At 61.1% G+C, this 25331-nt stretch carries 28 protein-coding genes; 25 read left to right on the top strand and 3 right to left on the bottom strand.

The genetic code is table 11. The annotated features are described in order from the left end of the window. Positions 1 to 149: 149 nt before the first annotated feature. Entirely contained in the window at positions 150 to 428 is a 279-nt protein-coding gene (gene ftsB, locus AC1RL5_RS07985) for a cell division protein FtsB (protein WP_011059544.1), read from the top strand. After that, positions 425 to 1132, top strand: coding sequence for a 2-C-methyl-D-erythritol 4-phosphate cytidylyltransferase (ispD, locus tag AC1RL5_RS07990; protein ID WP_019093200.1), 708 nt, complete (start codon positions 425 to 427; stop codon positions 1130 to 1132). The genes ftsB and ispD overlap by 4 nt, the downstream gene beginning before the upstream one ends. Positions 1133 to 1249: 117 nt before the next feature. Here the strand turns inward: ispD and AC1RL5_RS07995 are convergent, their stop codons facing one another. Further along, the gene (locus AC1RL5_RS07995) at positions 1250 to 2149 is read right to left on the bottom strand and encodes a LysR substrate-binding domain-containing protein (protein ID WP_011059546.1); all 900 of its coding nucleotides are present in this window, start codon (positions 2147 to 2149) and stop codon (positions 1250 to 1252) included. A gap of 104 nt (positions 2150 to 2253) precedes the next feature. On the opposite strand from AC1RL5_RS07995, the gene AC1RL5_RS08000 reads away from it, so the two are divergent. The 8 genes from AC1RL5_RS08000 (at position 2254) to rpoS (ending at position 9480) form a co-directional block, all read left to right on the top strand. Continuing rightward, the gene (locus tag AC1RL5_RS08000) at positions 2254 to 3366 is read left to right on the top strand and encodes an S-(hydroxymethyl)glutathione dehydrogenase/class III alcohol dehydrogenase (RefSeq protein ID WP_011059547.1); all 1113 of its coding nucleotides are present in this window, start codon (positions 2254 to 2256) and stop codon (positions 3364 to 3366) included. 86 nt (positions 3367 to 3452) lie between these two features. Then, entirely contained in the window at positions 3453 to 4298 is an 846-nt protein-coding gene (gene fghA / locus AC1RL5_RS08005) for an S-formylglutathione hydrolase (protein WP_123577494.1), read from the top strand. Between the two features lie 52 nt (positions 4299 to 4350). Beyond that, a complete protein-coding gene (gene ispF / locus AC1RL5_RS08010) occupies positions 4351 to 4824 on the top strand; it encodes a 2-C-methyl-D-erythritol 2,4-cyclodiphosphate synthase (protein WP_011059549.1) in 474 nt (157 codons plus the stop codon). Continuing rightward, positions 4821 to 5879, top strand: a complete 1059-nt coding sequence (truD, locus tag AC1RL5_RS08015; protein WP_492589219.1) for a tRNA pseudouridine(13) synthase TruD — start codon at positions 4821 to 4823, stop codon at positions 5877 to 5879. Before ispF ends, truD begins: the two co-directional genes overlap by 4 nt. Further along, entirely contained in the window at positions 5867 to 6616 is a 750-nt protein-coding gene (gene surE / locus AC1RL5_RS08020; protein WP_011059551.1) for a 5'/3'-nucleotidase SurE, read from the top strand. Before truD ends, surE begins: the two co-directional genes overlap by 13 nt. A gap of 41 nt (positions 6617 to 6657) precedes the next feature. After that, complete coding sequence (locus tag AC1RL5_RS08025; protein WP_169892832.1) at positions 6658 to 7293, top strand: protein-L-isoaspartate(D-aspartate) O-methyltransferase; 636 nt, start codon at positions 6658 to 6660, stop codon at positions 7291 to 7293. A 212-nt stretch (positions 7294 to 7505) separates the two neighbouring features. Then, a complete protein-coding gene (locus AC1RL5_RS08030; protein ID WP_041116230.1) occupies positions 7506 to 8366 on the top strand; it encodes a peptidoglycan DD-metalloendopeptidase family protein in 861 nt (286 codons plus the stop codon). A 106-nt stretch (positions 8367 to 8472) separates the two neighbouring features. Continuing rightward, entirely contained in the window at positions 8473 to 9480 is a 1008-nt protein-coding gene (gene rpoS / locus AC1RL5_RS08035) for an RNA polymerase sigma factor RpoS (protein WP_072451160.1), read from the top strand. A 511-nt stretch (positions 9481 to 9991) separates the two neighbouring features. Here the strand turns inward: rpoS and fdxA are convergent. Together fdxA and mutS are read right to left on the bottom strand one after the other, a co-directional pair. Continuing rightward, positions 9992 to 10315 carry a ferredoxin FdxA gene (gene fdxA / locus AC1RL5_RS08040; protein ID WP_007908827.1) on the bottom strand — a complete coding sequence of 108 codons (324 nt, stop codon included), beginning with the start codon at positions 10313 to 10315 and terminating at the stop codon, positions 9992 to 9994. A gap of 143 nt (positions 10316 to 10458) precedes the next feature. Then, entirely contained in the window at positions 10459 to 13038 is a 2580-nt protein-coding gene (gene mutS, locus AC1RL5_RS08045; RefSeq protein ID WP_011059556.1) for a DNA mismatch repair protein MutS, read from the bottom strand. 23 nt (positions 13039 to 13061) lie between these two features. Here mutS and AC1RL5_RS08050 point away from each other — a divergent pair, with 23 nt between their 5' ends. The 15 genes from AC1RL5_RS08050 to AC1RL5_RS08120 all read left to right on the top strand — a co-directional run bounded on the left by AC1RL5_RS08050 (position 13062) and on the right by AC1RL5_RS08120 (position 25329). Next, positions 13062 to 13283: a hypothetical protein gene (locus AC1RL5_RS08050; protein ID WP_176707074.1), complete on the top strand. Its 222-nt coding sequence runs from the start codon at positions 13062 to 13064 to the stop codon at positions 13281 to 13283. After that, the gene (locus AC1RL5_RS08055; RefSeq protein WP_072451158.1) at positions 13225 to 13971 is read left to right on the top strand and encodes a LexA family transcriptional regulator; all 747 of its coding nucleotides are present in this window, start codon (positions 13225 to 13227) and stop codon (positions 13969 to 13971) included. The genes AC1RL5_RS08050 and AC1RL5_RS08055 overlap by 59 nt, the downstream gene beginning before the upstream one ends. 517 nt (positions 13972 to 14488) lie before the next feature. Beyond that, complete coding sequence (locus AC1RL5_RS08060; RefSeq protein WP_011059558.1) at positions 14489 to 14839, top strand: phage holin family protein; 351 nt, start codon at positions 14489 to 14491, stop codon at positions 14837 to 14839. A gap of 87 nt (positions 14840 to 14926) precedes the next feature. After that, on the top strand, positions 14927 to 15448 hold the full coding sequence (locus AC1RL5_RS08065) for a hypothetical protein (protein ID WP_123577496.1): 522 nt from the start codon (positions 14927 to 14929) through the stop codon (positions 15446 to 15448). Continuing rightward, the gene (locus AC1RL5_RS08070; RefSeq protein WP_093404428.1) at positions 15445 to 16035 is read left to right on the top strand and encodes a phage baseplate assembly protein V; all 591 of its coding nucleotides are present in this window, start codon (positions 15445 to 15447) and stop codon (positions 16033 to 16035) included. The genes AC1RL5_RS08065 and AC1RL5_RS08070 overlap by 4 nt, the downstream gene beginning before the upstream one ends. 93 nt (positions 16036 to 16128) lie before the next feature. Next, the gene (locus AC1RL5_RS08075; RefSeq protein WP_093404424.1) at positions 16129 to 16332 is read left to right on the top strand and encodes a hypothetical protein; all 204 of its coding nucleotides are present in this window, start codon (positions 16129 to 16131) and stop codon (positions 16330 to 16332) included. A gap of 4 nt (positions 16333 to 16336) precedes the next feature. Continuing rightward, positions 16337 to 16663 (top strand): GPW/gp25 family protein, encoded by a 327-nt coding sequence (locus AC1RL5_RS08080; RefSeq protein ID WP_015634349.1) that lies wholly within the window; start codon positions 16337 to 16339, stop codon positions 16661 to 16663. Next, positions 16660 to 17541, top strand: coding sequence for a baseplate assembly protein (locus AC1RL5_RS08085; RefSeq protein WP_093404420.1), 882 nt, complete (start codon positions 16660 to 16662; stop codon positions 17539 to 17541). Before AC1RL5_RS08080 ends, AC1RL5_RS08085 begins: the two co-directional genes overlap by 4 nt. A gap of 1 nt (position 17542) precedes the next feature. Then, a complete protein-coding gene (locus AC1RL5_RS08090) occupies positions 17543 to 18148 on the top strand; it encodes a phage tail protein I (protein WP_492589221.1) in 606 nt (201 codons plus the stop codon). Beyond that, the gene (locus AC1RL5_RS08095) at positions 18145 to 20091 is read left to right on the top strand and encodes a phage tail-collar fiber domain-containing protein (protein WP_492589222.1); all 1947 of its coding nucleotides are present in this window, start codon (positions 18145 to 18147) and stop codon (positions 20089 to 20091) included. The genes AC1RL5_RS08090 and AC1RL5_RS08095 overlap by 4 nt, the downstream gene beginning before the upstream one ends. 16 nt (positions 20092 to 20107) lie before the next feature. Continuing rightward, positions 20108 to 20536 (top strand): phage tail assembly chaperone, encoded by a 429-nt coding sequence (locus AC1RL5_RS08100; RefSeq protein WP_072451155.1) that lies wholly within the window; start codon positions 20108 to 20110, stop codon positions 20534 to 20536. A 101-nt stretch (positions 20537 to 20637) separates the two neighbouring features. Beyond that, positions 20638 to 21804, top strand: a complete 1167-nt coding sequence (locus AC1RL5_RS08105; RefSeq protein WP_093404406.1) for a phage tail sheath subtilisin-like domain-containing protein — start codon at positions 20638 to 20640, stop codon at positions 21802 to 21804. Between the two features lie 12 nt (positions 21805 to 21816). After that, complete coding sequence (locus AC1RL5_RS08110) at positions 21817 to 22326, top strand: phage major tail tube protein (RefSeq protein ID WP_093404400.1); 510 nt, start codon at positions 21817 to 21819, stop codon at positions 22324 to 22326. A gap of 9 nt (positions 22327 to 22335) precedes the next feature. After that, entirely contained in the window at positions 22336 to 22641 is a 306-nt protein-coding gene (locus AC1RL5_RS08115) for a phage tail assembly protein (RefSeq protein WP_093404396.1), read from the top strand. Positions 22642 to 22782: 141 nt separating this feature from the next. Further along, positions 22783 to 25329 (top strand): phage tail tape measure protein, encoded by a 2547-nt coding sequence (locus tag AC1RL5_RS08120; protein WP_492589223.1) that lies wholly within the window; start codon positions 22783 to 22785, stop codon positions 25327 to 25329. The last annotated feature ends 2 nt before the right edge of the window (positions 25330 to 25331 follow it).

Raw genomic sequence — 25331 nt, forward strand, 5'->3', positions numbered from 1 at the left:
GGATTGTGTCGGGAAAATCGCTACAGCGAGTTTTTTGCCACTAATCTGATGCCTTAAGAGCACAAGCCTGGGTCTTCCAGGCTTCGTGCTATCAGTAGGTCCGAAGTTGTTGGCATGGCTGTCTTTTTTCACTGGATACCCGATATTCGATGCGCAGTCCCAATTGGTTGTTCCTGGTCTTGCTCTTGCTGCTGGCTGGCTTGCAGTACCGCCTGTGGGTGGGGAACGGCAGCTTGGCCCAGGTTGCTGACCTGACTCAGCAGATTGCCGACCAGCACGCTGAAAACGAGCGTTTGCTGGAACGAAATCGCGTACTCGATGCGGAAGTCATGGAGCTGAAAAAAGGCATGGAGACCGTGGAAGAACGGGCTCGCCATGAGTTGGGTATGGTCAAGGAGGGTGAAACCCTCTACCAGTTGGCCCAATGAGCGACGTATTACCGGCCTTCTGGGCCGTGATTCCTGCCGCGGGCGTTGGTGCCCGCATGGCCGCGGACCGCCCCAAGCAGTACCTGCAACTGGGCGGACGCACAATTCTTGAACACAGCCTGGGCTGCTTTCTCGACCACCCCGGCCTCAAGGGGCTGGTGGTCAGCCTGGCGGTTGATGATCCTTACTGGCCGGCCCTCGCTTGCGCCCATGATTCGCGGATCCAGCGGGTCGAAGGTGGTGCTGAGCGTTCCGGCTCGGTGCTCAATGCCTTGCTCCATCTGCACGCCCAGGGCGCTGCCGATGACGACTGGGTGCTGGTTCACGATGCCGCCCGGCCCAATCTTTCCCGGGATGACCTGGACAAACTGCTGGGTGAGTTGGTGGATGACCCGGTGGGGGGGCTGCTCGCAGTTCCGGCCCGGGACACCCTGAAACGTGTGGACAAGCACGGCCGAGTGCTGGAAACCGTTGACCGCAGTTTGATCTGGCAAGCCTACACACCGCAGATGTTCCGCCTCGGGGCCCTGCATCGTGCCCTGGCCGACAGCCTGGTGGCCGATGTGGCGATTACCGATGAAGCTTCGGCGATGGAATGGGCCGGCCAGGCGCCGCGCCTGATCGAAGGCCGCTCGGATAACCTCAAGGTCACCCGTCCCGAAGACCTGGAATGGTTGCGCCAGCGCTGGTCCAACCGCCGCTGACTGCTGGCTTGCGCTGCACCTTGTAGCTGCTGGTGCAGGCTGCGAACGACTCGGAAGGAGGCGCCGCTCTTGAGGCCCTGAAGGCCCTGCGGGCCTTGTCACAGCCTGCGGCAGCAGCTACAGGTCGCGGTACTCCGGGCGCTGCGCCAGCCCTTGTTTCAGATAATCCACCAGCTTGCGCACTTTCGGTGACAGGTGCCGTTGCTGCGGGTACAGCGCCCAGACTGCGGTGTTGGGCGGTTGGTGAGCTTCCAGCAAGGAAATCAGCGTACCGTTCTGCAGGTGCTCCAGGACGTAGTAGTCCGGCAACTGGCACAGCCCTACCCCTTGCAAGGCCGCATCCAGCACCGCCTGTCCGCTGTTGCAGCGCCAATTACCCTGCACCCGTTGCGAAAATTCGCGCCCATCCAGTTCCAATTGCCAGATATCCGAGCTGCCGATCAGGCAGTTGTGCCGGCTCAACTCTGAGAGGCTGTGTGGGCGTCCATAACGTTCCAGGTAGGAGGGCGAGGCGCATAAGTACATGCGGCGTGGGGCCAGGCGAGTGGCGACCAGGCGCGAGTCCTGCAGGCGCCCAAGGCGAATCGCAAGGTCCAGCCCTTCATGCACCAGATCCAGGGGGCGGTTGCTGAGCTCTATATCCACCCGCAACTGCGGGTAAAGGCTCATGAACCGGGTAACCAGTGGCACGATAAAGCGCTCGCCGTAGGCCACTGCACAGGTCATGCGCAGCATGCCCTTGGGCTCGCTGGTCAGGTCGCCTACGGCCCGCAGGGCCTCCTCGCGACCGTCCTGCAGACGTTGGCAATGCTGGAGAAAGGTCTGCCCGGCCTCAGTCAGGGTCACCCGGCGGGTACTGCGATACAGCAGGCGAGTCTGCAAGCGTTCCTCAAGCCGTGCCACCTGACGGCTGATATGGGACGAAGAGACTCCCAGGCGCTCGGCGGCAGCGGTGAACTGGCTGCATTCGGCGACCGCGACAAATTCGTCGATACCTTCCCAACGGTTGTCATTCATTGATTGTCCCCATACAGCAATAATGTTTTGCTTTTGCCTGGATTATTCATCGCATTGCGCTGTTTTACACTCTGTGCCTCGTTTTTATTCGCTGGAGAGTCAGGATGATCAAGTCACGTGCTGCCGTAGCCTTCGAGGCCAAGAAGCCGCTGGAAATCGTCGAAGTGGATGTCGCCATGCCCAAGGCGGGCGAGGTGCTGCTACGGGTCGTCGCCTCCGGCGTCTGCCACACCGACGCCTACACGCTGTCTGGTGCCGACCCTGAAGGCATCTTCCCGGCGATCCTCGGTCATGAAGGCGGTGCGGTGGTTGAGGCGGTGGGCGAGGGCGTGACCTCGGTGGCTGTGGGTGACCATGTGATCCCGCTGTACACCCCGGAATGCGGCAAGTGCAAATTCTGCCTGTCGGGCAAGACCAACCTCTGTCAGGCCATTCGCGCCACCCAGGGCAAGGGTCTGATGCCTGATGGCACCACGCGTTTTTCCTACAAGGGTCAGCCGATTTTCCACTACATGGGTACCTCGACCTTTTCCGAGTACACCGTGCTCCCGGAAATCTCCGTGGCCAAGATTCCCAAGGAAGCGCCGCTGGAAAAGGTCTGCCTGCTGGGGTGCGGCGTGACCACCGGGATCGGAGCAGTGATCAACACCGCCAAGGTCAAGGCCGGTGATACCGTGGCCATCTTCGGCCTGGGCGGCATTGGCCTGTCGGCGGTCATCGGTGCGGTCAAGGCCAAGGCCGGGCGTATCATCGCCATCGATATCAACCCGGCCAAGTTCGAGATCGCCAAGCAACTGGGCGCCACCGACTGCGTCAATCCGAAGGATTTCGACCGTCCGATTCAGGAGGTCATTGTCGACATGACTGATGGCGGCGTGGATTTCTCCTTCGAGTGCATCGGCAATGTGCAACTGATGCGTGCGGCCCTGGAGTGCTGCCACAAGGGCTGGGGCGAATCGGTAATCATCGGCGTGGCCGGTGCCGGCCAGGAAATCTCCACCCGTCCCTTCCAATTGGTGACCGGTCGGGTATGGCGTGGCTCAGCCTTTGGTGGCGTGCGCGGGCGCAGCGAGCTGCCAAGCTACGTGGAAATGTCCCAGACCGGCGAGATCCCCCTGGATACCTTCATCACCCACACCATGGGCCTGGAAGATATCAACAAGGCGTTCGACCTGATGCACGAAGGCAAGAGCATTCGCTCCGTCATTCACTTCTAAGAGCAGCGGCAAGCGGCAAGCCACAGGCGCCAAGCGGGAGTTCCGCTTGCGGCCCATGGCTTGCGGCGTGCCGCTGGAGGTCTGCCATGAGTCTGGAAAACCTTTCCTGCCAGAAAAGCTTCGGCGGCTGGCATAAACGCTACAAGCATCATTCCCGGGTGCTGGGCTGTGACATGGTGTTCGCCGTGTATTTGCCGCCCCAGGCCGAGCAGGGCGGCAAGCTGCCGGTGCTTTACTGGTTGTCCGGCCTGACCTGTACCGACGAGAACTTCATGCACAAGGCCGGGGCTCAACGCATGGCTGCCGAGCTGGGCTTGATCATCGTCGCTCCGGATACCAGCCCGCGTGGCCCCGGCGTGCCCGGTGACCCGGACGGTGCCTGGGATTTCGGTCTGGGTGCCGGGTTCTACCTGAACGCGACGCAGGAGCCCTGGGCCCAGCATTACCGGATGCACGATTATGTGGTGAACGAGCTGCCGGAGCTGGTGGAGGCGCATTTTCCCGCTTCGCTCAAGCGTGGGATCAGCGGGCACTCCATGGGCGGTCACGGGGCATTGGTGTGCGCGCTGCGTAATCCGGGGCGCTATCAGTCGGTTTCGGCCTTCGCTCCCATCAGCAACCCGATGGATTGCCCCTGGGGGCAGAAGGCGTTTTCCCGTTACTTGGGGGAGGAGCGCTCACGCTGGCGCGAGTGGGATGCCAGCGTGCTGATCGCCGAGGCCACCGAGAAGCTGCCGTTGCTGGTGGATCAGGGGGATCGTGACGACTTCCTCGCCGGCCAGCTCAAGCCTGAGGTCCTGCAGCAAGCGGCAAAGAATGCCGGGCATGAGCTGACGTTGCGGATGCAGCCGGGGTACGACCACAGCTACTTCTTTATCGCCAGTTTCATAGACGACCACTTGCAGCACCATGCACGTGCTCTTAACGCCTAATACCTGCCAAAGCAGGTAGAATCACGCCCTGACTTTTTCGGGGCGTTTTTTTATGCGTATTGGCCACGGCTACGATGTGCACCGTTTCGCTGAGGGCGACTTCATCACGTTGGGGGGGGTGCGTATTGCCCACCATTTCGGGCTGCTCGCGCACTCCGATGGTGATGTGCTGTTACACGCACTCAGTGATGCCCTTCTGGGCGCTGCCGCGCTGGGTGATATCGGCAAGCACTTTCCGGACACCGACCCGCAGTTCAAGGGCGCCGACAGCCGTGTCCTGCTGCGTCATGTTGTCGCGCTGATTCATGCCAAGGGCTGGAAGATCGGCAACGTCGACAACACCATCGTCGCCCAGGCACCGAAAATGGCACCTCACATTGAAACCATGCGGGCCTTGATTGCCGAGGACCTGCAGGTCGAGCTGGACCAGGTGAACGTGAAGGCAACCACCACCGAAAAACTCGGCTTTGTCGGCCGCGAGGAAGGCATCGCCGTGCATTCCGTGGCCTTGTTGCAACGCCCATGAATGAACTGCAATTGTTGGGCCCGCGGGCCTATGGCGATGCCCTGGGCAGCGCCGTACTCAAGGCCACTGCCGAAGACTTCCAGGTTGATGAAGTACTCGATATCCCGCTGAGCGGGGAAGGCGAGCATCTGTGGCTGTGGGTGGAAAAACGCGGCTTGAACACCGAGGAAGCGGCGCGGCGGATCGCCAAGGCGGCGGGGGTGTCGTTGCGCACCGTCAGCTATGCCGGGCTCAAGGATCGCCAGGCGCTGACTCGCCAGTGGTTCAGTGTGCAACTGCCGGGCAAGGCCGATCCGGATCTTGGCGCAGCGGAAAATCACACTCTGAAGATCCTCGAGGCCACCCGCCACAAGCGCAAATTGCAGCGTGGGGCCCATGCCGCCAATGGCTTTACCCTGCGCCTGACAGAGCTCAAGGCGGATCAGGCAGCCCTCGATGAGCGCCTGAAGAGAATTGCCGCTCAAGGTATTCCCAACTATTTCGGCGCCCAGCGCTTCGGCCACGACGGTGGCAACCTGGTGGACGCCCGTAGCTGGGCTGCCCGCCAGGCGCTGCCGGAGCAGCGCAATGTACGTTCGCGCCTGTTGTCCACCGCCCGCAGCTACCTGTTCAACCAGGCGCTGGCAGCGCGAGTGGCGGACGGCACTTGGCAGCAGGCGCAATTGGGCGACTTGCTGGCATTTACCGACAGCCGCAGCTTTTTCATGGCCGGCCCGGATGAATGCACGGATCCGCGCCTGGCAATTCTTGACTTGCATCCCACAGGCCCGTTGTGGGGCGAAGGCGAGTCTCCGGCGGGTGGTGCGGTTCATGAACTTGAACAGCAGATGGCCGACCGCCAGGTGGCACTGTGCGAATGGCTGATAAAAGCCGGCATGAGCCATGAACGACGCATCCTGCGGCTGCCCATTGGCGGTTTGACGTGGCATTATCCCGAGCCTGATATTCTGCAACTGGAATTCGTCCTCCCGGCCGGATGTTTCGCCACCGCCTTGGTGCGTGAACTCGTCGATCTGGTGCCGGTGGGGCAGACGGACAGCTCATGCGCATTCTGATTTCTAACGATGATGGGGTAACTGCACCCGGTATCGCGGCGTTGCACGCTGCGCTGGCGGATTACGCCGAGTGCGTGGTTATCGCTCCGGATCAAGACAAAAGCGGCGCCAGCAGCTCGCTGACGCTCGACCGTCCGTTGCATCCGCATACCCTTGGCAACGGCTTTATCAGCATCAATGGCACCCCCACCGACTGTGTTCACCTGGGGCTCAACGGCCTGCTGGAGCATGACCCGGACATGGTGGTGTCGGGCATCAACCTGGGGGCCAACCTCGGTGATGACGTGCTGTACTCCGGGACGGTCGCCGCTGCATTGGAAGGGCGCTTCCTGCAACGCCCTGCGATCGCCTTTTCGCTGGTCTCGCGCCAGGTGGAGAACCTTGCGACCGCAGCCTATTTCGCGCGCAAGCTGGTGCAAGCCCAGGGCTTGCTGGATTTACCACCACGGACGGTGTTGAACGTGAATATTCCCAACCTGCCGCTTGATCATATTCGGGGCATCCAGCTGACCCGCCTGGGCCATCGCGCCCGTGCTGCGGCACCGATGAAGGTGGTCGACCCCCGCGGCAAGGCGGGGTACTGGATCGCTGCCGCCGGCGACGCCGAGGATGGCGGGCCCGGTACCGACTTTCATGCAGTGATGCAGGGCTACGTGTCTGTCACGCCGCTGCAGCTGGATCGCACCTTCAATGACGCGTTCAGGAGTCTGGATGGCTGGTTGGAGGGGCTGCGCTGATGGCTCGCGAGCAAGACGATCTGCTGCGGCGGGGAATCGGCATGACTTCCCAGCGTACCCGCGAACGCCTGATCCAGCGCCTGTATGACGAGGGGCTGTCCAACCCTCAGGTACTGGAAGTGATTCGGCGCACACCGCGGCATCTGTTTGTCGATGAGGCCCTGGCCCATCGTGCCTATGAAGACACGGCGCTGCCGATCGGCCACAACCAGACCATCTCCCAGCCTTATATGGTGGCCCGCATGAGCGAGCTGCTGCTGGCGGCCGGGCCGCTGGACAAGGTACTGGAGATCGGTACCGGCTCGGGCTACCAGACGGCGGTGTTGTCGCAGCTGGTGGAGCGGGTGTTTTCGGTGGAGCGGATCAAGGTCCTGCAAGACCGGGCCAAGGAGCGCCTGCAGGAATTGAACCTGCGCAACGTCGTGTTTCGCTGGGGCGACGGCTGGGAAGGCTGGCCGGCGCTGGCGCCCTATAACGGCATCATCGTCACTGCCGTCGCCACCGATATTCCCCAGGCCCTGCTCGATCAACTCGCGCCTGGCGGGCGCCTGGTGATTCCGGTGGGGGCAGGGGAGGTGCAGCAGTTGATGCTGATCATCCGTGAAGAACAGGGCTTTGCCCGGCACGTCCTGGGGGCGGTGCGTTTTGTGCCGTTGCTCAATGGTCCCCTGGCCTGAAGGCATTTATCAGGCTGGGGTGAATTCTGTCTGGCGGGCTGTGTCTTAGTGCCGTATCGATCGTCAATGAGTGATACGACGGTCAGAGGCAGGTTCTTGTGGCTGTCCTTGTGCTGGGCCAGCGGTAAAGCGCCTGTGTCCAGTTATACTTGCGTCACTTCACGCCTGAGTCAGGCAATCTATATCGTCAACCACCACAAAGGGAGCGGCGGGTGAGTCTCACAGTCATTGCGCAGCGTATAGGTACAACAAGCTTTCAGCGACTGATGATTGGCCTTGCCTTGAGTTCCTTGTTGGTCGGCTGCTCCAGCACCAAATCCAGCAGCGTGGGGGTGGTCGAGCGCAGTAACACTGTTGCGCCGCAGCGTCCTACGGTGACCACCGGGCAGTACGCGGTGCGTCGCGGAGACACCTTGTTTTCCATTGCCTTCCGCTATGGCTGGGACTACAAGGCGCTGGCCGCTCGCAACAACATCGCCGAGCCTTACACCATCCATCCCGGGCAGGTCATTCGCTTTGACGGCCGCACTGGCACTACGCCGGCGACGGTTGTTACCAGCACCCAGTCCAGTGCCTCTTCCTCCAGCAAGACCACGGTCATTCGTCGCCCGGCAGGCACCACGACAACGCCTGCAACTGCGACCACCACCAGCCCTGCGAGCAAGCCGGCGCCTGCTCCGGCTACCCCCGCGGGCCCCGCTCCTACGGGTTGGGGATGGCCTTCGAACGGTGTTCTAATTGGGAAATTTTCTTCAAACGGTAGTTTGAATAAAGGCATTGATATCGCCGGAGATTTGGGACAGCCTGTTTTAGCTGCGTCTGATGGGACGGTGGTTTACGCCGGGAGTGGCTTAAGGGGCTACGGCGAATTAGTCATCATCAAACACAACGAAACCTACGTCAGTGCTTACGGCCACAACCGCAAGCTATTGGTTCGGGAGGGACAGCAGGTCAAAGTCGGACAGACAATTGCCGAGATGGGATCAACTGGTACAGACCGGGTGAAACTGCACTTTGAGATTCGCCGACAAGGTAAACCTGTAGATCCGCTGCAATTCCTGCCACGTCGTTGATCCGTTACCAGCCTGTTCCGCTCACGTAGAGGGAACAGGCTCCAGCGTTGCCAGGGATAAAGGCGCCGCTTGAGCCTGAGGTCGAACTCACCAAAGGACTATAACAATGGCTCTCAGTAAAGAAGTGCCGGAGTTTGACATCGACGATGAGGTTCTCCTTATGGAGAGCAGCATCGATATGGATTCGATGTCGAATAATGAGGGGGAAACTCCACCTTCCGTTCGCACCAAATCCAAAAGCTCCGCTTCATTAAAGCAACACAAATACATTGATTACACGCGTGCACTCGATGCGACGCAGCTGTACCTCAATGAAATCGGTTTTTCTCCATTGCTCTCCCCCGAAGAGGAAGTGCACTTTGCGCGGTTGTCGCAAAGTGGTGATCCGGCCGGGCGCAAGCGCATGATTGAAAGCAACTTGCGGCTGGTGGTGAAAATCGCCCGGCGCTATGTCAATCGTGGCCTGTCGCTGCTGGACCTGATCGAAGAGGGCAACCTCGGGCTGATCCGAGCGGTGGAGAAGTTCGATCCGGAACGCGGCTTCCGCTTCTCGACCTATGCCACCTGGTGGATTCGTCAGACCATCGAGCGGGCTATCATGAATCAGACCCGGACCATCCGGTTGCCGATCCATGTGGTCAAAGAACTCAACGTCTACTTGCGCGCCGCCCGTGAGTTGACGCAAAAACTCGATCATGAACCCTCCCCCGAAGAAATCGCCAATCTGCTGGAGAAGCCGGTGGCCGAAGTCAAACGCATGCTCGGCCTGAACGAGCGGGTTTCTTCGGTTGATGTCTCCTTGGGCCCGGATTCGGACAAGACCCTGCTGGATACCCTGACCGACGACCGTCCGACAGATCCTTGTGAGTTGTTGCAGGACGACGATTTGTCACAAAGTATCGATCAGTGGCTTTCCGAATTGACCGAGAAGCAGCGTGAAGTGGTGGTTCGACGCTTCGGTCTGCGAGGACACGAGAGCAGCACCCTTGAGGATGTGGGCCTGGAGATCGGCCTGACCCGTGAACGGGTTCGGCAGATCCAGGTTGAAGGGCTCAAGCGCCTTCGGGAGATTCTCGAGAAGAATGGATTGTCCAGTGAGTCGCTGTTTCAGTAGCTACTGGATCGATTCACAAGAGCCCCGATCGACTCGGGGCTTTTTATTGCATGCAGGTTGTGATTTTGAATGGGCCATTGCCAGAGAAGTTGGCTTAACTCTCAACCGTCATGTAAGCCAAAGATTACTTTTTCGTACGCATTCGGTTCTCGGCTACTTCTGCGTTGTCTAGTTTTCCGTAGGCTGTTTTTTATATTGTTGATTTATATAATATTTTTTATGAATGGCTATGAGTTTCGACAAAGTTTCACACGAATAGTGCGATTGCTCTTGCCGGGGAACTCTCTAATATCAACCCTGTGTCGACGGATAGACACAGCCATCAAGGACGATGGTCAGGACATCGCAGGAAGCGATTCATCAGGACGATGAAAAGGAACACAGGGACTAGGGAAAAATGTGGGCGGGTCATACCGCCCCTTTTTTCGTCTATCGAAAAGTCCCGCCGGCATTTCCTTGCCCCAGAAACGCAAAAAGGCCCGCAAGGGGCCTTTTGGGAACGCAACTGCAATCAGCGTTCGAGATCCTTGATCTTGCCTTTGACGCCATCCCACTCTTCGGCATCTGGCAACGATTCTTTCTTTTCAGTGATGTTCGGCCAGATCTCTGCCAGCTCGACGTTCAACTGAATGAATTCTTGCATCTCTTCCGGGACTTCATCCTCGGAGAAAATCGCTACAGCGGGGCATTCAGGCTCACACAGTGCGCAATCAATGCACTCATCCGGGTGAATCACCAGGAAGTTCGGGCCTTCGTAAAAGCAGTCCACCGGACAGACTTCTACGCAGTCGGTGTACTTGCACTTGATGCAGTTGTCGGTGACGACGAAGGTCATTTCTAATTCTCTCCTCAGGCGGCGGCAGCGGAGCCCCTACATGACGGGGTCGCCAGGTTTGGGAGCGATAGTCTGCGCAACCAGGCTAATAGTCCGCAGCATCCCAAACCGCGCGAGATTCTAACAGCTTGAAGGCGTTCGCGTTAGATGCGTGTCTTCAATGTATAGAGCATTTCCAGCGCTCGGCGTGGCGTCATGTCATCCAGATCCAGCTTGGCTAGGTCGTCGAGCACCGGGTGCGGCAGGCTGGCGAACATGTCGCTTTGTTGCGGAACCGAGGGTTTGCCCGGTGCCTGAGGCGCCACTTCATGGGGCAAGCTGGTGGTTTCCAGGCGGCTCAAGTGCTCCCGGGCGCGGGTGATGACCGCGCTGGGAACCCCGGCCAGCTGGGCTACCGCCAGCCCATAGCTCTGGCTGGCTGGGCCTGGAAGTACATGGTGCAGGAACACAATGCGCTCATTGTGCTCGGTGGCATTGAGGTGCACGTTGGCCACCAGCGGCTCGCTTTCCGGCAGTACCGTCAGTTCGAAATAGTGGGTGGCGAACAGGGTATAGGCGCGCAGGTGGGCGAGACGTTCTGCCGCAGCCCAGGCCAGGGAAAGTCCGTCAAAGGTGCTGGTACCGCGTCCCACTTCGTCCATCAGCACCAGGCTGCGTTCCGTTGCGTTGTGCAGGATGTTCGCGGTTTCGCTCATTTCCACCATGAAGGTCGAACGGCCGCCGGCCAGGTCGTCGCTGGAGCCGATACGGGTGAAGATCCGGTCCACCAGGGACAGCTCGCAGCTCGCCGCCGGGACGAAGCTGCCGATATGGGCCAGCAGCACGATCAGGGCCGTCTGGCGCATATAGGTGGATTTACCGCCCATGTTCGGACCGGTGATCACCAGCATCCGCGTGTTGTCGTCCAGGCTCAGGTCGTTGGCCACGAACGGCGTGGTCAACACTTGCTCCACCACCGGGTGACGACCCTGGGTGATGCGCATGCAAGGCTCGCTGACAAAACGTGGGCAGTTGAGGTCCAGGTTCAAGGCGCGCTCGGCCAGGTTGCTCAACACGTCCAGCTCAGCCAGGGCACCAGCGGTATCCTGCAACGGCGGCAAATGGCTGATCAGGGTTTCCAGCAGCGCGTCGTAGAGCATCTTCTCCCGGGCCAGGGCACGGCTCTTGGCCGATAGCGCCTTGTCTTCGAACTCCTTGAGTTCCGGAGTGATGAAGCGCTCGGCGCCTTTCAATGTCTGGCGGCGAATGTAGTCCGCCGGGGCCTGTTCGGCCTGCTTGCTTGGCAGCTCGATGAAATAGCCATGGATACGGTTGTAGCCGACCTTGAGGTTGGCCAAGCCGGTACGGGCTTTCTCGCGGGCTTCCAGATCAATCAGGAACTGTCCGGCGTTCTCGCTCAGCGACTGCAGCTCGTCGAGCTCGGCGTCGTAGCCGGTCTTGAGTACACCGCCGTCACGGATCACCGCCGGCGGATTGTCGATGATGGCCTTGGCCAGCAGAGCGGCCAGTTCCGGGTAGGTGCTGGTGGTGGCGGCCAGCTGATTGAGGTGAGTGGCCTCCAGCTCGGTCATGGCTTCTTGCAGTTCCGGCAGTGCGGCCAGGGCATCACGTAGACGGGCCAAGTCCCGCGGACGGGCATTGCGCAGGCCGATCCTCGCCAGAATACGCTCGATATCGCCGATTTCCTTCAACTGCGGTTGCAACCGTTCGAAACGGTAGCCGTCCAGCAGGCAAGTAATAGAGGACTGGCGCGCTTCCAGGACCTTGAGGTCGCGCAGCGGGCGGTTCAGCCAGCGGGTCAGCAAACGGCTGCCCATGGCGGTCTGGCAGCGATCGACCACCGATTGCAGGGTGTTGTCGCGCCCGCCCGCCAGGTTGGTGTCCAGTTCCAGGTTGCGACGGCTGGCGCCGTCCAGCACCACGGTGTCATCCAGGCGCTCATGACGCAGGCTGCGCAGGTGGGGCAGAGCGGTACGCTGGGTTTCCTTGGCATAGCTGAGCAGGCAACCGGCGGCGCCGATGGCCAGGGTCAGGGTTTCGCAGCCAAAGCCCTTGAGGTCCTGGGTAGAGAACTGCTGGCAGAGGCTCTTGTGCGCCGAGTCCCGCTCGAAATCCCAGGGGGCACGGCGTCGCACACCGCGGCGTTTTTCCGCCGGCAAGCCTTGTGGCCAGTCATCGGGGATCAGCAGCTCCACTGGGTTGATCCGCTCCAGCTCGGCCAGCAGATTCTCCCAGCCCTTGATTTCCAGGACGCTGAAGTTGCCGCTGGTGATGTCCAGCACCGCCAGGCCGAACAGACGCTCGTCACCCAGCACGGCGGCGATCAGGTTGTCGCGGCGCTCATCCAGCAGAGCCTCGTCACTCACGGTGCCTGGCGTGATGATACGCACCACCTGGCGTTCCACCGGGCCCTTGCTGGTCGCCGGGTCCCCCACCTGTTCGCAGATCACCACCGACTCGCCGAGCTTTACCAGCTTGGCCAGGTAGCCCTCGGCGGCGTGGTAAGGAATACCGCACATGGGAATCGCCTGGCCGGCCGACTGCCCGCGCGCCGTCAGGGTGATGTCCAGCAGCTTGGCGGCCTTCTTCGCGTCTTCATAGAAGATCTCGTAGAAGTCGCCCATGCGGTAGAACATCAACTGATCAGGGTGCTGGTTCTTCAGGCGCCAGTACTGCTGCATCATCGGCGTGTGGGAGGACAGATCGGAGGTATTTTTACTCATTGGTATTCAGGCGGATTCGTTGAATGGGTGAAGCAAAGGAGCGCTGGGCTCGGCTTTTTGCAGATGGCGGCAAGGTTACCATGGGTGCCCCGGCCTCGCAGGCACCAAGGCGTTCCTGTGGTTGTCCGGTAAATGCATTACATATATGCAAATCAGCATTTGTCATTGCGCAAAAGATCAAGCAATATGCGTTCTATGCAAATACGCAACGTTTCTACCGTCTTAAGAGAGCTGCTGGATCGTGATGGAATCTCCCCCACGGAGCTTCACCGTCGCACCGGTGTGCCTCAATCCACCCTCTCGCGGATTCTCAGCGGGAAGATCGTCGATCCTTCGGATAAGCACATCTCGCGGATCGCCGAATACTTCCAGGTGAGCACCGACCAGTTGCGTGGGCGCGTTGATATCGCGCCTACCCGGGCTGCTGCGCCCCGTGACGAGATTCATTCGGAACTCAAGGACATAAGCCTGTGGGACGACGATACCCCTGTCGATGACGACGAGGTGTCGGTTCCCTTTCTGCGCGAGGTTGAATTGGCTGCTGGATCAGGAAGATTCGTCATCGAGGAAAGCGAACGCGCCAGCCTGCGCTTCGGCAAGCGCAGCCTGCGGCACAACGGCGTGCAGTTCGACCAGGCCAAGTGCGTCACGGTGCGTGGCAACAGCATGTTGCCGGTGCTGCGGGACGGCGCCACGGTGGGCGTCAATGCCGGTAAATGCGCAATTGGCGACATCGTTGATGGCGACCTCTACGCGATCAACCACAACGGCCAATTGCGGGTGAAGCAGCTGTATCGCCTACCTACAGGGATCCGCCTGCGCAGCTTCAACCGCGATGAACATCCGGATGAGGACTACAGCTTCCAGGAGATCCAGGAAGAGCAGATCAGCATCCTCGGTCACGTCTTCTGGTGGGGCATGTACGCCCGCTAAGCCAGCCCTCTTGCACAAAGCCCGCCCTTGAGCGGGCTTTTTTTTGCCCGCGAATAATCCCCAGCCCTTTGTTTATGCGCCTCCCATGCATTTCAGCAAATCTTGCGCATAAATAAATGCATTTGCGCATTGACCGCATATGCATAAGTGCATAATATGAGCCTCAAGCCGCGCAACAGCGGCTGCAAAGACGCTCTTTAGTGGCAAAGCAAAGGCAGCGATGAACCGGCCTCGACGGTTCAGAGGGTTGGCAACTGGCCCGGGTGTGCAGCGTAAAGCACCAGAAGCAGTTATCCGGCGGACAGGGTCGCGGTCGGAGGAACAATTTGAATGGGTCCGTACCGCACCAGCAGTGCCGAAAGACCAAGGTTTGCATTACTGAAAAGCCCGGGCGACCGGGCTTTTTGGAATGCCTGCCTAATGTGGGCCACCAACAGACAGGGACCCTTTGAAACATCGTTATCAGCCTTCTATCAACCGGCCATTTCGCTGGCCTCAATCCGCACGGGAGACGTGAATGACAAACGAGCAACAAGCGTTGCTGGACATGCCGATCTGGCTGGTCATCGTCCTGGCCCTGGTCGGTGGCGTTTCCGGCGAAATGTGGCGCGCCGACAAGGAGGGCGCCCGTGGCTGGTCGCTGCTGCGGCGCCTGGCACTGCGCTCCGGAGCCTGCGTGGTCTGCGGGGTCTCGGCGATCATGCTGCTGTATGCCGCCGGCGTGTCGATCTGGACCGCCTGCGCCTTCGGTTGCCTGACCGCCATGGCCGGCGCCGACGTCGCCATCGGCCTTTATGAGCGCTGGGCGGCCAAGCGAATCGGGGTATGCGAACCGCCTTCCCGGGATTCCCATTCGGACCAGCCTTGACTCACCGGGCGGCTACCGCCCTCAACACGGTCGTGCGCCCCGGCTTTCGCCGCCGGGGCCGTCTCGGCCTGATTCTGGAAGCAGACAATGAGCGTACTGACGCAGCTACCCGAGGCCATCACGTACACGATCAAGACGGCCATGCCGCATCTGCATAGGGTCGAGGCATTTCCCGAGACCGTTGATGGCTCCGCCGAGACAGCGATCTACTTTGCAATCACCGGCATGGACCCGGGAGCTGATCCGGGCGACGGCCGTAGTTGCCTGCGGGCGACCTTCGAGGCCCGAGTGCGGGTTGACCCGAGCCTTGCGCAAGCCTCCTTGCAGGCGGTCGTTCTGGCAGCGCAGCTCATGGACCTGCTGCGTTGCCAGTACTGGAATCTTGATTCTGTCGATAGTGTGAAGGCGGTGTGGGCCAAACCAGCCGGCACGGCCGTGGATTCGGCGCCGAAAACCGAGTGGACCGTGCAATGGCAGCAGTCCATCTACCTGGGCCAGGAACAATGGCCCTGGCCCGATCAACCCCCGGGAACACTGGTATTGGGTTTCAGCCCCGACACCGGCCCCGGTCACGAGGGGCACTATCAGGCGCCGGAGCAGATGTCGTGAGTTACGTTACCGCAACTCACGACCGAATGCTTTCTGGCCTGATCCTGCCTTGCGCTGTGGTCGGCGTGGACCTTGCCGCGGGCAGACTGCGGGTATCCGATGGCGCGGGCTGGACCAGCGCCTGGGTTCGCTGGCACAGCCAGGCCGCCGGCAAGGCCCGGCACTGGCGGGCGCCGAGCCTGGGGGAGCAGGGCGTACTGATCAGCCCCAGTGGCGAGCCGGCGCAGGGCACCTTCGTTCCCGGCCTGTATGGCGATGCCGGTGCCCAGCCGGATAACCGCGAGCACGTCGAGGTCTGGCGTTTCGATGATGGCGGCTCGCTGGTCTACGACTGGCAGGCCAAGAGCTACAGCATCTCCCTGCCCAGCGGCACGGTGACGATTCAGGTCGGCACCAGTTCGGTCGTGGTGACGGACAGCAGCATTACCGGCAACACCGACAGCATCACCCTGACGGGGGCAATCACCTTGAATGGCGAGGTGCAAATCAACGGTGCGAGCTTGAAGCACAACGGGGTGAATGTCGGCTCGACCCACATCCACCCAGGCGTGATGCCCGGCCCTGGAGCAACCACTCCACCGCAGTGACGTCTTGGCGATCAACGCCGGCTACCCAACCTACAACCCCCGATAAACCCGATCAATCTGCCGAATGCGGATTTTTTGTACCCGGAGAAAAGCATGACAATCCCGAAAAAAAAGCCCGGCCCCACGTCCACCATTGGCGCTGCGGTCTTTCGCGACACCCTCTACACCTCGCGCATTCTGATCCTGGCGGACGGCCGCGCGCTGTCGGTGGCCCTGGGCGAGGTATCGGTACCGGTCAGCGACACCCTCGCCCGAGACTACCTGGAGCAGCACCCGGACTTTCAGTTGCAGGAGTAACACGATGATCGGAATGGATCGCCGTACCGGCTTGCCGCTGTCCGGCATCGAGCATTTGCGGCAGTCCATCGAGGACATCCTGACCACGCCCTTGGGCAGCCGGCGGATGCTTCCTGAATACGGCAGCAACCTGCGCCGTTATGTCGACTTGCCGGTGACCGGTGGCTGGAAAAGTGCGGTTCAGGCAGAAGTCGCCCGGGCGCTGTTGCGCTGGGAGCCCCGCTTGAAGCTGGAGCGGGTAAAGGTTGTAGCGGTGGTGGAGGGCCAGGTCAGTTTCCAACTGACGGGCCGCTACCTGGGTAATGACGCGGTTTTGGAGGTGACGGCATGAGCATGCTGGATTTATCGGCACTGCCGGCGCCGCAGGTGCTGGAAACCCTGGATTTTGAAGCGCTGTATCAGGGCAAGCTGGCGACCTTTCGCCGCTATATGGGCGACAACTGGACGGCGAATCTGGAAAGCGATCCGGTCACCAAGCAACTGGAGCTGTCGGCCTATGGCGATATGCTGTTGCGGGCCCGGGTCAACGATGCGGCCAAGGCGCTGCTGCTGGCCCATGCCCAAGGCACGGACCTGGATCAGTTGGCCGCCAACGTCAACCTGCAGCGCCTGGTGATCCAGGCCGGTGACCTGCAAGCGGTACCGCCTGTGGCGCAGGTCAAGGAAGCCGACGACGCACTGCGCGAGCGTGTCCAACTGGCCTATGAAGGCCTGACCACCGCCGGGCCACGCAACAGCTACATCCTGCATGCCCGCAATGCCTCGGCCCGGGTGGCGGACGCCGAGGCCGAAAGCCCGTCACCGGCCTGCGTCACGGTTACGGTGCTGAGCCTGGAAGGTGACGGCGCAGCGGCGCCGGAACTGCTGGCGACGGTCGCCGCGGCCCTCAATGACGAGGACGTGCGACCACTGGGGGATCGGGTCACGGTGAACAGCGCCCAGATACTGCCGTATCGCATCGACGCGGTGCTGCACATGAAAGGGCCAGGTCCGGAAAGCGATGCCGCCCTGGCAGAGGCCGAGCGCAAGCTGGCCGCCTGGGTCAACCTACGCCGGCGCCTGGGCATCGAAGTGGCGCGTTCAGCCGTCGATGCCCAGCTGCATGTGGCCGGCGTGGCCCGGGTTGAACTGCGGGGTTGGCAGGACATAGTCCCGAGCAAGGCACAGGCCGCGTATTGCACCGGCTACAGCGTGACCTTGGGGAGCTGATATGACCAGCCTGCTGCCAAGCAACAGCACACTCTTGGAACGCGCCCTGGAGGCGACCAACAGCAGCGACACCGCCACCATGTTGCGCACCCTGTACAACCCCTCGACCTGCCCGGTGCACCTGCTGCCACAGCTGGCCTGGGCCTGGTCGGTGGATCGCTGGGACCCGCGCTGGAGCGAGACGGTCAAGCGCAATGCCATTCGCGCCTCGTTCTTCATCCATGCCCGCAAGGGCACCATCGGCGCTTTGCGCCGTGTGGTGGAACCGCTGGGCTACCTGATTGAAGTGGTCGAGTGGTGGCAGATGGCTCCCCAAGGCGAGCCAGCCACCTTTGCCCTGAAAGTCGGGGTGCTGGATACCGGCATCACCGAACAGATGTACCAGGAACTGACCCGGCTGATCGATGACGCCAGGCCGGTGAGCCGGCACATGACGGGCCTTGCCATCAGCCTGGAAACCTCCGGTGTCATCAGTTACGGCGCTTATGTGGACCAGGGTGAAGTACTCGACGTTTACCCCCCGACCCCTCGCGATATTGAAGTGATCGGCCGTTACGGCCAGGTCATGTGCATTGATGAAACAGACACCCTGGATGTGTACTCATGATCGATTCCAACAGTCAGTTCTTCGCCATCCTCACTGCGGTGGGCGAGGCGAAACAGGCCAACGCCACTGCCCTGGGCACGCCCTGGACCTTCAAGGAAATGGCGATCGGCGATGCCAACGGCACCGACCCCATCCCGAACAGAACCCAGACCAAGCTGATCAACGAATGGCGACGTGCCCCGGTCAATCAGGTGCGTACTGATCCGGCCAACCCCAACATCATCATCACCGAACAGGTGATTCCGCCTGATGTCGGCGGGCGCTGGATCCGTGAAATCGGCCTGCTCGACGCCGACGGCGACCTGGTGGCGGTGGCCAACTGCGCACCGAGCTTCAAGCCCCTGCTGGCCCAGGGTACCGGCAAGACCCAGGTCATCCGCATGAACTTCATCGTCGCCAACACTGCGCAGATCGTGTTGAAGATCGACCCGGCAGTGGTGCTGGCCACCCGCGAGTATGTCGACAATGCGGTGATCGAGGCCCTGGCCAAGCTGGACTTCAAGCACTCGGCGCTGGTGGCCACCACCGCCAATATTGCCCTGAGCGGGATTCAGACCATCGACGGCGTACTGCTCCCGGCTGATGCCCGGGTGCTGGTGAAAAACCAGACCCAGGCCAAGGACAACGGGCTGTATGTCGTGTCGTCGACGGGCGTCTGGACCCGTGCCCAGGATGCGGATACCAGCCTGGAGGTCACTCCCGGACTGTTCGTCAGCATCGAGAAGGGCACGGTCAACGGCGACAGCGTCTGGCAGTTGGTCACCGACGGGCCGATTGTTCTCGGCACCACGCCGCTGACCTTCGAGATGGCGACGGGGCGAACCGGTATCAGCGCGGGCTCCTATGCCAATGTCACGGTCGACAAGTACGGCCGCGTGATCGCAGGTACGAACCCGACCACTCTGGCCGGGCATGGCATCACCGACACTTACACCAAGGCTGAGATCGAGTCGATTGTGGCGCAAGCGTCGTCGTTGCCGGTTGGCTCGATAGTGGCATTTCCCAAGTCGAGCGTGCCGCCGGGGTTCCTTGAGATCGATGGCAGTGTGCAGAGCGTTGCGACCTATCCCGACCTGGCGGTGTACCTGGGGACGGCCTTCAACAAGGGCAATGAGGGTGCCGGTAACTTCCGCCTGCCTGAGTCTCGGGGCGAGTTCCTGCGTGGATGGGACCATGGGCGAGGCATGGACCCAGGTCGGGGGTGTGGCACTGCGCAAGAAGATACCCTGCAAAATATCATTGCGGGGTTGAACGCTAACCCTTCAGCGGCATATCAGTTTTTGGGTGAAGGGGTAACGGCGTCCGGTGCATTTGCGTTGACTGAGCGCATCAGCAATTCGTTTGCTGACGGTGCTGTTTCAGATAGACAAGGGAGTTCATTGACTTTCGATGCCAGCCGAGTTGCCCGCACGTCAAACGAAACCCGCCCGCACAACCTTGCGGTCATGTGGTGCATCAAGGCCTGGAATGCGCCGAACAATCAGGGAAATATTGATATCGCCGCACTGGCTCCGCTGGCGAGTCAGGCCACTGAAACCAACCAAGGCACATTGAAAGTCGCAAGCGATGCCCAGATGTTGGACGGTAGCAACGACAAGGTAGTGGTCACTCCGAAGACGCTTCGTAAGGGCTTTGCGATAAACCTGGCTCAAAATGGTTATATCGCTTTTCCATCTTGGCTCGGTGGCTTGATCATCCAATGGGCCACCGGGGTCGGTGTTGCAACTGAAGGGGCCCAGACTATTGCATATCCCATGGCCTTTCCGAATGAAGTTTTCTTCCGTGTTGTATCGACTCACGCTGCCTCGGCTTCTGCCTACGCGAACAGCGCTTATCAAACAATCGGTATTCCTGGGCTGACCTCCAGCGAGGTCTACCTGCAGGCATATGCAAACTCCGATTCGACACTGATCTACCCGAAGCTGGTTGCGATCGGGCGATGAGAGGCAGAGGTACTCAATGAAACGTTTTTACAGCCCAAGTACGCAGACAACTTATCTATATGGATTTCATGCATCGATACCCGAGGATGCGGTAGAGATGTCCGAAGCTCTTTATCAGTCGGTAATCGGTAATCCAGCCATTGGAAAGGTTCGTGCTCACGATGAGCATGGGGTGCCCTACCTGGTCGATGCTCCTTTACTGGTTACTGATCTTTCTATGCGAGAGCGGGCATGGCGTGATACTGAGCTTTCATCCGTCAAGTGGTTGCGCGAACGGCAACGTGATCAACTTGAGATCGAAGCCCCGACGAGCATTGATGGGAAGCAGTTCAAGGAACTGCTGGTTTACATGCAGTCCTTGCGCGACTGGCCCCAATCCCCGGACTTCCCACAAACCGAAAATCGCCCAGTAGCCCCATCCTGGATCGCCGAACAAACCCAATAAACGCCCCGCACCGTCGGGGCGTTTTCTTTCCCGCTTCCCACTAATCAATCATCCCTACGAGCCCCCTTCACCCGGGGCTTTTTCATGTCTGGAGTTTATCCATGAGTGGTTTTTTCCACGGCGTTACTGTCACCAACGTCGACACCGGCGCACGCACCATCTCGCTGCCCACGTCTTCGATCATCGGCCTGGTGGATACCTTCACCGAAGGCCCGGGCATCACCGCTAAGGCCAACGACCTGCTGCTGATCACCAACGAGCGTGAGGCTATCGCAGCCTGGGGCCCGGATGCGGCCATCACCAAGGCCTGCCAGGCCATCTACCAGCGGGCCAAGGCGGTGATCGTCGCTTGCGGCGTGGCCAAGGTGGCGGATGCGGCCGAGCAGACCTCGGCGATCATCGGCGGGGTGCTGGCCGACGGCAAGCGTACCGGCCTGCAAGCCTTGCTGGATGGCAAGAGCCGTTTCAACGCCCAGCCGCGGTTGCTGGTGACCCCCAAGCACAGCTCGACTCAGGCGGTTGGTACTGCGCTGGTGGCCCTGGCCGACAAGCTGCGTGGCCTGGCGATCATTGATGGCCCCAACAGCACCGACGAAGCGGCCATGGCGTATGTCAAGCACTTCGGCGCCAAGCGCGCCTACATGGTCGACCCGGGCATTCAGTACTGGGACAACGGCGCCAGCGCCACCGTCGATGCGCCGGCTTCGGCCTGGGTCGCGGGCCTGTTTGCCTGGACCGACAACGAGTACGGCTTCTGGGCCTCGCCGTCGAACAAGGAGTTTGTCGGCATCACCGGTACCTCGCGTGCCATCGAATTCCTGGACGGCGATGAAACCTGCCGCGCCAACCTGCTGAACAACGCCAACATCACCACCATCATTCGTGATGAAGGTTTCCGCCTGTGGGGCAACCGCACGCTCTCCAGCGATCCGAAGTGGGCCTTCGTTACCCGGGTACGGACCATGGACATCGTCATGGACGCGATCCTCTACGGCCACAAATGGGCAGTGGACCGCTCGATCACCGCGACCTACGTCAAGGACGTCACCGAGGGCCTGCAGGCGTTCATGCGTGATCTGAAGAACCAGGGCGCGATCATCAATTTCGAGGTCTATGCCGACACCGAACTCAACACTGCCAGCCAGCTGGAGCAGGGCAAGGTGTACTGGAACATCCGCTTCACCGACGTGCCACCGGCCGAAAACCCCAACTTCCGCGTCGAGGTCACCAACCAGTGGCTGACCGAAGTCCTCGAACACACCGCTTAAGGAGCAGCAGCAATGGCAATGATTCCCGAAACCCTGGCGAACATGAACCTGTTTGTCGATGGCATCAGCTTTCAAGGTGACGTGCCGAGCCTGACCCTGCCCAAGTTGACCCTCAAGACCGAGGAGCATCGGGTCGGCGGCATGGATGTGCCGGTGGAGCTGGACATGGGCATGGAGAAGCAGGAAGCCGGCTTCACCACCACCGGTGTGCGCCGCGAGTCGCTGAAGATGTTCGGCCTGGCCGATGGCAGTGGTTTCAACGGCGTGTTCCGTGGCGCCTTCAAGAGCCTCAAGGGCAAGGTCACGCCGGTGATCGTGACCCTGCGCGGCTTGCTCAAGGAAGTCGACATGGGCGATTGGAAATCCGGCGACAAGGCCGAGGTCAAGCACAACGTGGCCCTGACCTACTACAAGCTGGAAGTCGATGGTCGCTTGATCTACGAGATCGATGCCCTGGGCATGAAGCGCGTGATCAACGGCGTCGACCAGCTTGCCGCGCAACGTTCGGCCCTGGGCCTGTAAGGAAAAAACATGTCTCAAGCAATCGACAAGACCCCGTCCTGGATGACCCTGAGCAGCGACAGCGTGGTGCTGGCGCTGAGCAAACCGGTGGAGATGAATGGCGTGGTCTGCGACAAGGTCACCTTGCGCGCCCCCACCGTGCGCGATGTGCGTGCGGCCAATTCCGGGGCTGCCGGTGATGATGAACAGCGCGAACTGATGCTGTTTGCCAGCCTGGCGCAAATCAGTGCCAAGGATCTGGAGGGCATGGCGCTCAAGGACTATCAGCGCCTGCAGGCCGGCTATTTTCGCCTGGTGCACGACGACGAGCTTTGACCCTGCGGTGATGAAGATGGCGGCGAAGCGGCTCGCCAGCGAGCTGCATTTCGCCGCCGAGGAAATCATGACCATGAGATTTTCCGACATGGTCTGGTGGCTCACGGATTGAGCCCGTCACCCAAAGAGCAGGAGAAGCAGATGGCGAACAAGCTGGAATCAGGGCTGCTGGTGGTGGGTACTGCCCTCAGTTCGACGTGGGACGCCGCCTTCAAGACGGTGGAAGGCCGGATCAAGCAACTGGAGCAGCAGGGCAGCAAGGCCCGGGTGCTGGAAAAGACCATTGGCCAGACCCTGCGCCTGCAGGATGAATGGAAAAAGGCCCATGACACCGGTGCTGCTTCTGCCGTTGGGCTGTTGCGCCGGTTGGAACAGAGCCGTGATGGCCTGCGCCAGCAAGGTGTGCAGGTACATAAACTGCGTCAGGAATATCAGGCGCTGGGCAAGGTGGCCCGGGGCTCCGCTCTGCAGGCCCGGGGGCACGAGCAGTTCGACCAGGGCAAGGCCGACTTCAAGGCGGCGTATGGCTTGGCCAAGGACGGGGTCGGCAAGCTGGCCATTCCGGTCAAGATCAATGCCGACTATCAGGCGCTGATCCGTGACATCGCGATCAAGGCCGGTGTGGCCAATCAACCTCAGGAAGCACAGCTGAGCCGCAGCGTCGTTCAGACTTCACGGAATACGGGAATGGCCCGCAACGAGGTGGCGGCTCTGGTGGGGCAGATGATTGCCAAGGGCATGTCGCTGGACAAGGCGCAAGGTTACGCGGGGCTTGCGGCCAGGTTCGCGGTGGGGCAGGGCGCGGGTATCGAAGACACGGCGAACCTGATGCGGGCCCTTGAGCTGAAGGCCGGGATCAGCGACCCCAAGGTCATGGAGCAGGCCCTGGAGGCCATCGCCTTGCAGGGGCAGGCGGGCAATTTCGAGGCCGCCGACATGGCGCGCTTGCTCCCGGCGCTGCTCGAGAGCGCGAGCGGGGAGGGGCTCACCGGCATGGATGCGGTGAGCCAGCTGGGCTCGATGCTGCAAGTGCAGATGAACACCGCGGGCGGTGCTGATCAGGCCGCCGGTCAACTGCAGAACTGGATCGAGAAAATCGGTTCCAGTGAGGCGGTCAAGGCTTACGAAGATGCCGGCATTGATTATCAGGCGTCGCTGAACACCGGTATCCAGAAGGGTATGTCGAGCCTGGAGGCGAGCTTTGCCCTGGCCATGCGCTATGTCAGGGCCATCGACCCGGCCAAGGCCGCGAAGATGGCCGAGGCCCAGGCGCAGATCAGCAAGGAAACCGATCCGGCGAAGGCCAAGTCCATGCTCGAGGCTCTGGAAGAGTCCCTGCGTACCGGTGACCTGTTCACCGATATGCAGATCAAGGCGGCCTTGCTGGCTCAGACCCAGGGCCGGCAGCAGTACGAGCAACTGAAGAAGGACTCGTTGAGTGCTTCGGGGGTTATCGACAAGAACCTGGCCGAGCGTCGGCAAGCCTCCGCCCAGCTGTGGAAGGAAACCGCGCAGGCGGTCGACGGTGGCATGCTTGCCGTGGGGAAGGCCCTGCAACCAGCCACGGATCTGGTGGCCCAAAGCATCACGCTGGTGGTCGGCAAGCTGACCGAACTGGCGGAGAAGGCACCCTCATTGGTACTGGGGGTGACTGCCCTGGGCGCCGCTTATGTCGCGGTGAAAAAGCTGATGGCTGTCTACACCATTGGCAAGGGCCTGCTGAATGTCGCTCGAGGTTCACTGCAGGTTGGCCGCAAAATGGCGAAACGCTCCTCTGGTGGCACTGCGAGCGGTATCGACTGTTGTGCGCCCATGCTCGATTGCGGCCCGGACAAAAAACGCCGCAAGGGCCGTGGCGGGCGCAAGACGCCCAGGCGCGAGCCTCGTTCGAGGGGCACGGGCAGCAAAGGTTTCAAGAGCCCTTTGACGCCCAGCGGCCTGGAGAGAGTGGCCAGAGGGGCTGCCACCTCTGGTGCCGTAATGAAAGGCGCCGGTTCCCTGGCCAAGGGAGTCGCGCCCTTGCTCAAGGGCGGTGCGATCCTTTCGGTGCTCGGTGCAGGCTTCCAGGTGGCGGACACTTACCTGAATGCCCAGACCCAGGATGAAAAAGCCGAAGGCTACGGCGAGGCGGCGGGCAATCTTGCTGGCGCCGCCGCGGGTGCAGCAGCAGGGGCGGCCATTGGCTCCGTGGTGCCGGTGATCGGCACGGTGATTGGCGGGCTGGTGGGCGGCGCCCTGGGTGCCTGGGGCGGTTCGGCCGCCGGTGGCGCCTTGGGTAAAAAGCTGTTCGGCTCCGACGAGTCGCTCAAGCACTTGCCCGCAGCCGGTCCGCTGATGATGCGCAACGCCGGACAGAACATCCCGCCGGTCATGGGCGATATCGCCAAATCCTTCCAGAAAGGCCAGACGCCCCCGCTGATGGGGCAGGCGGCGCGCTCGATGCTCAGCCCATCGTCGTCTGCTGCGGCGCCGGCCACGATCACCGCGCCGGAGTCGCTCAAACCCCAGGTACCTCCAGTCATCGAGCAGCAGTTCAGCTTCGCGCCCTACTTGTCGATCTCGGTCCAGGGTGATGTGCGCGACCCCGCGCAACTGGCCCGGGAACTGGAACCCCACCTGCGCTGGCAGTTCGACGAGTTCAGCCGCCAGGCTGCCGCTCGCCAGCTGTTCGACGCCGCACACGTTTAAGG

It is taken from the genome of Pseudomonas sp. GW822-FHT06D10 (genome assembly GCF_058799535.1).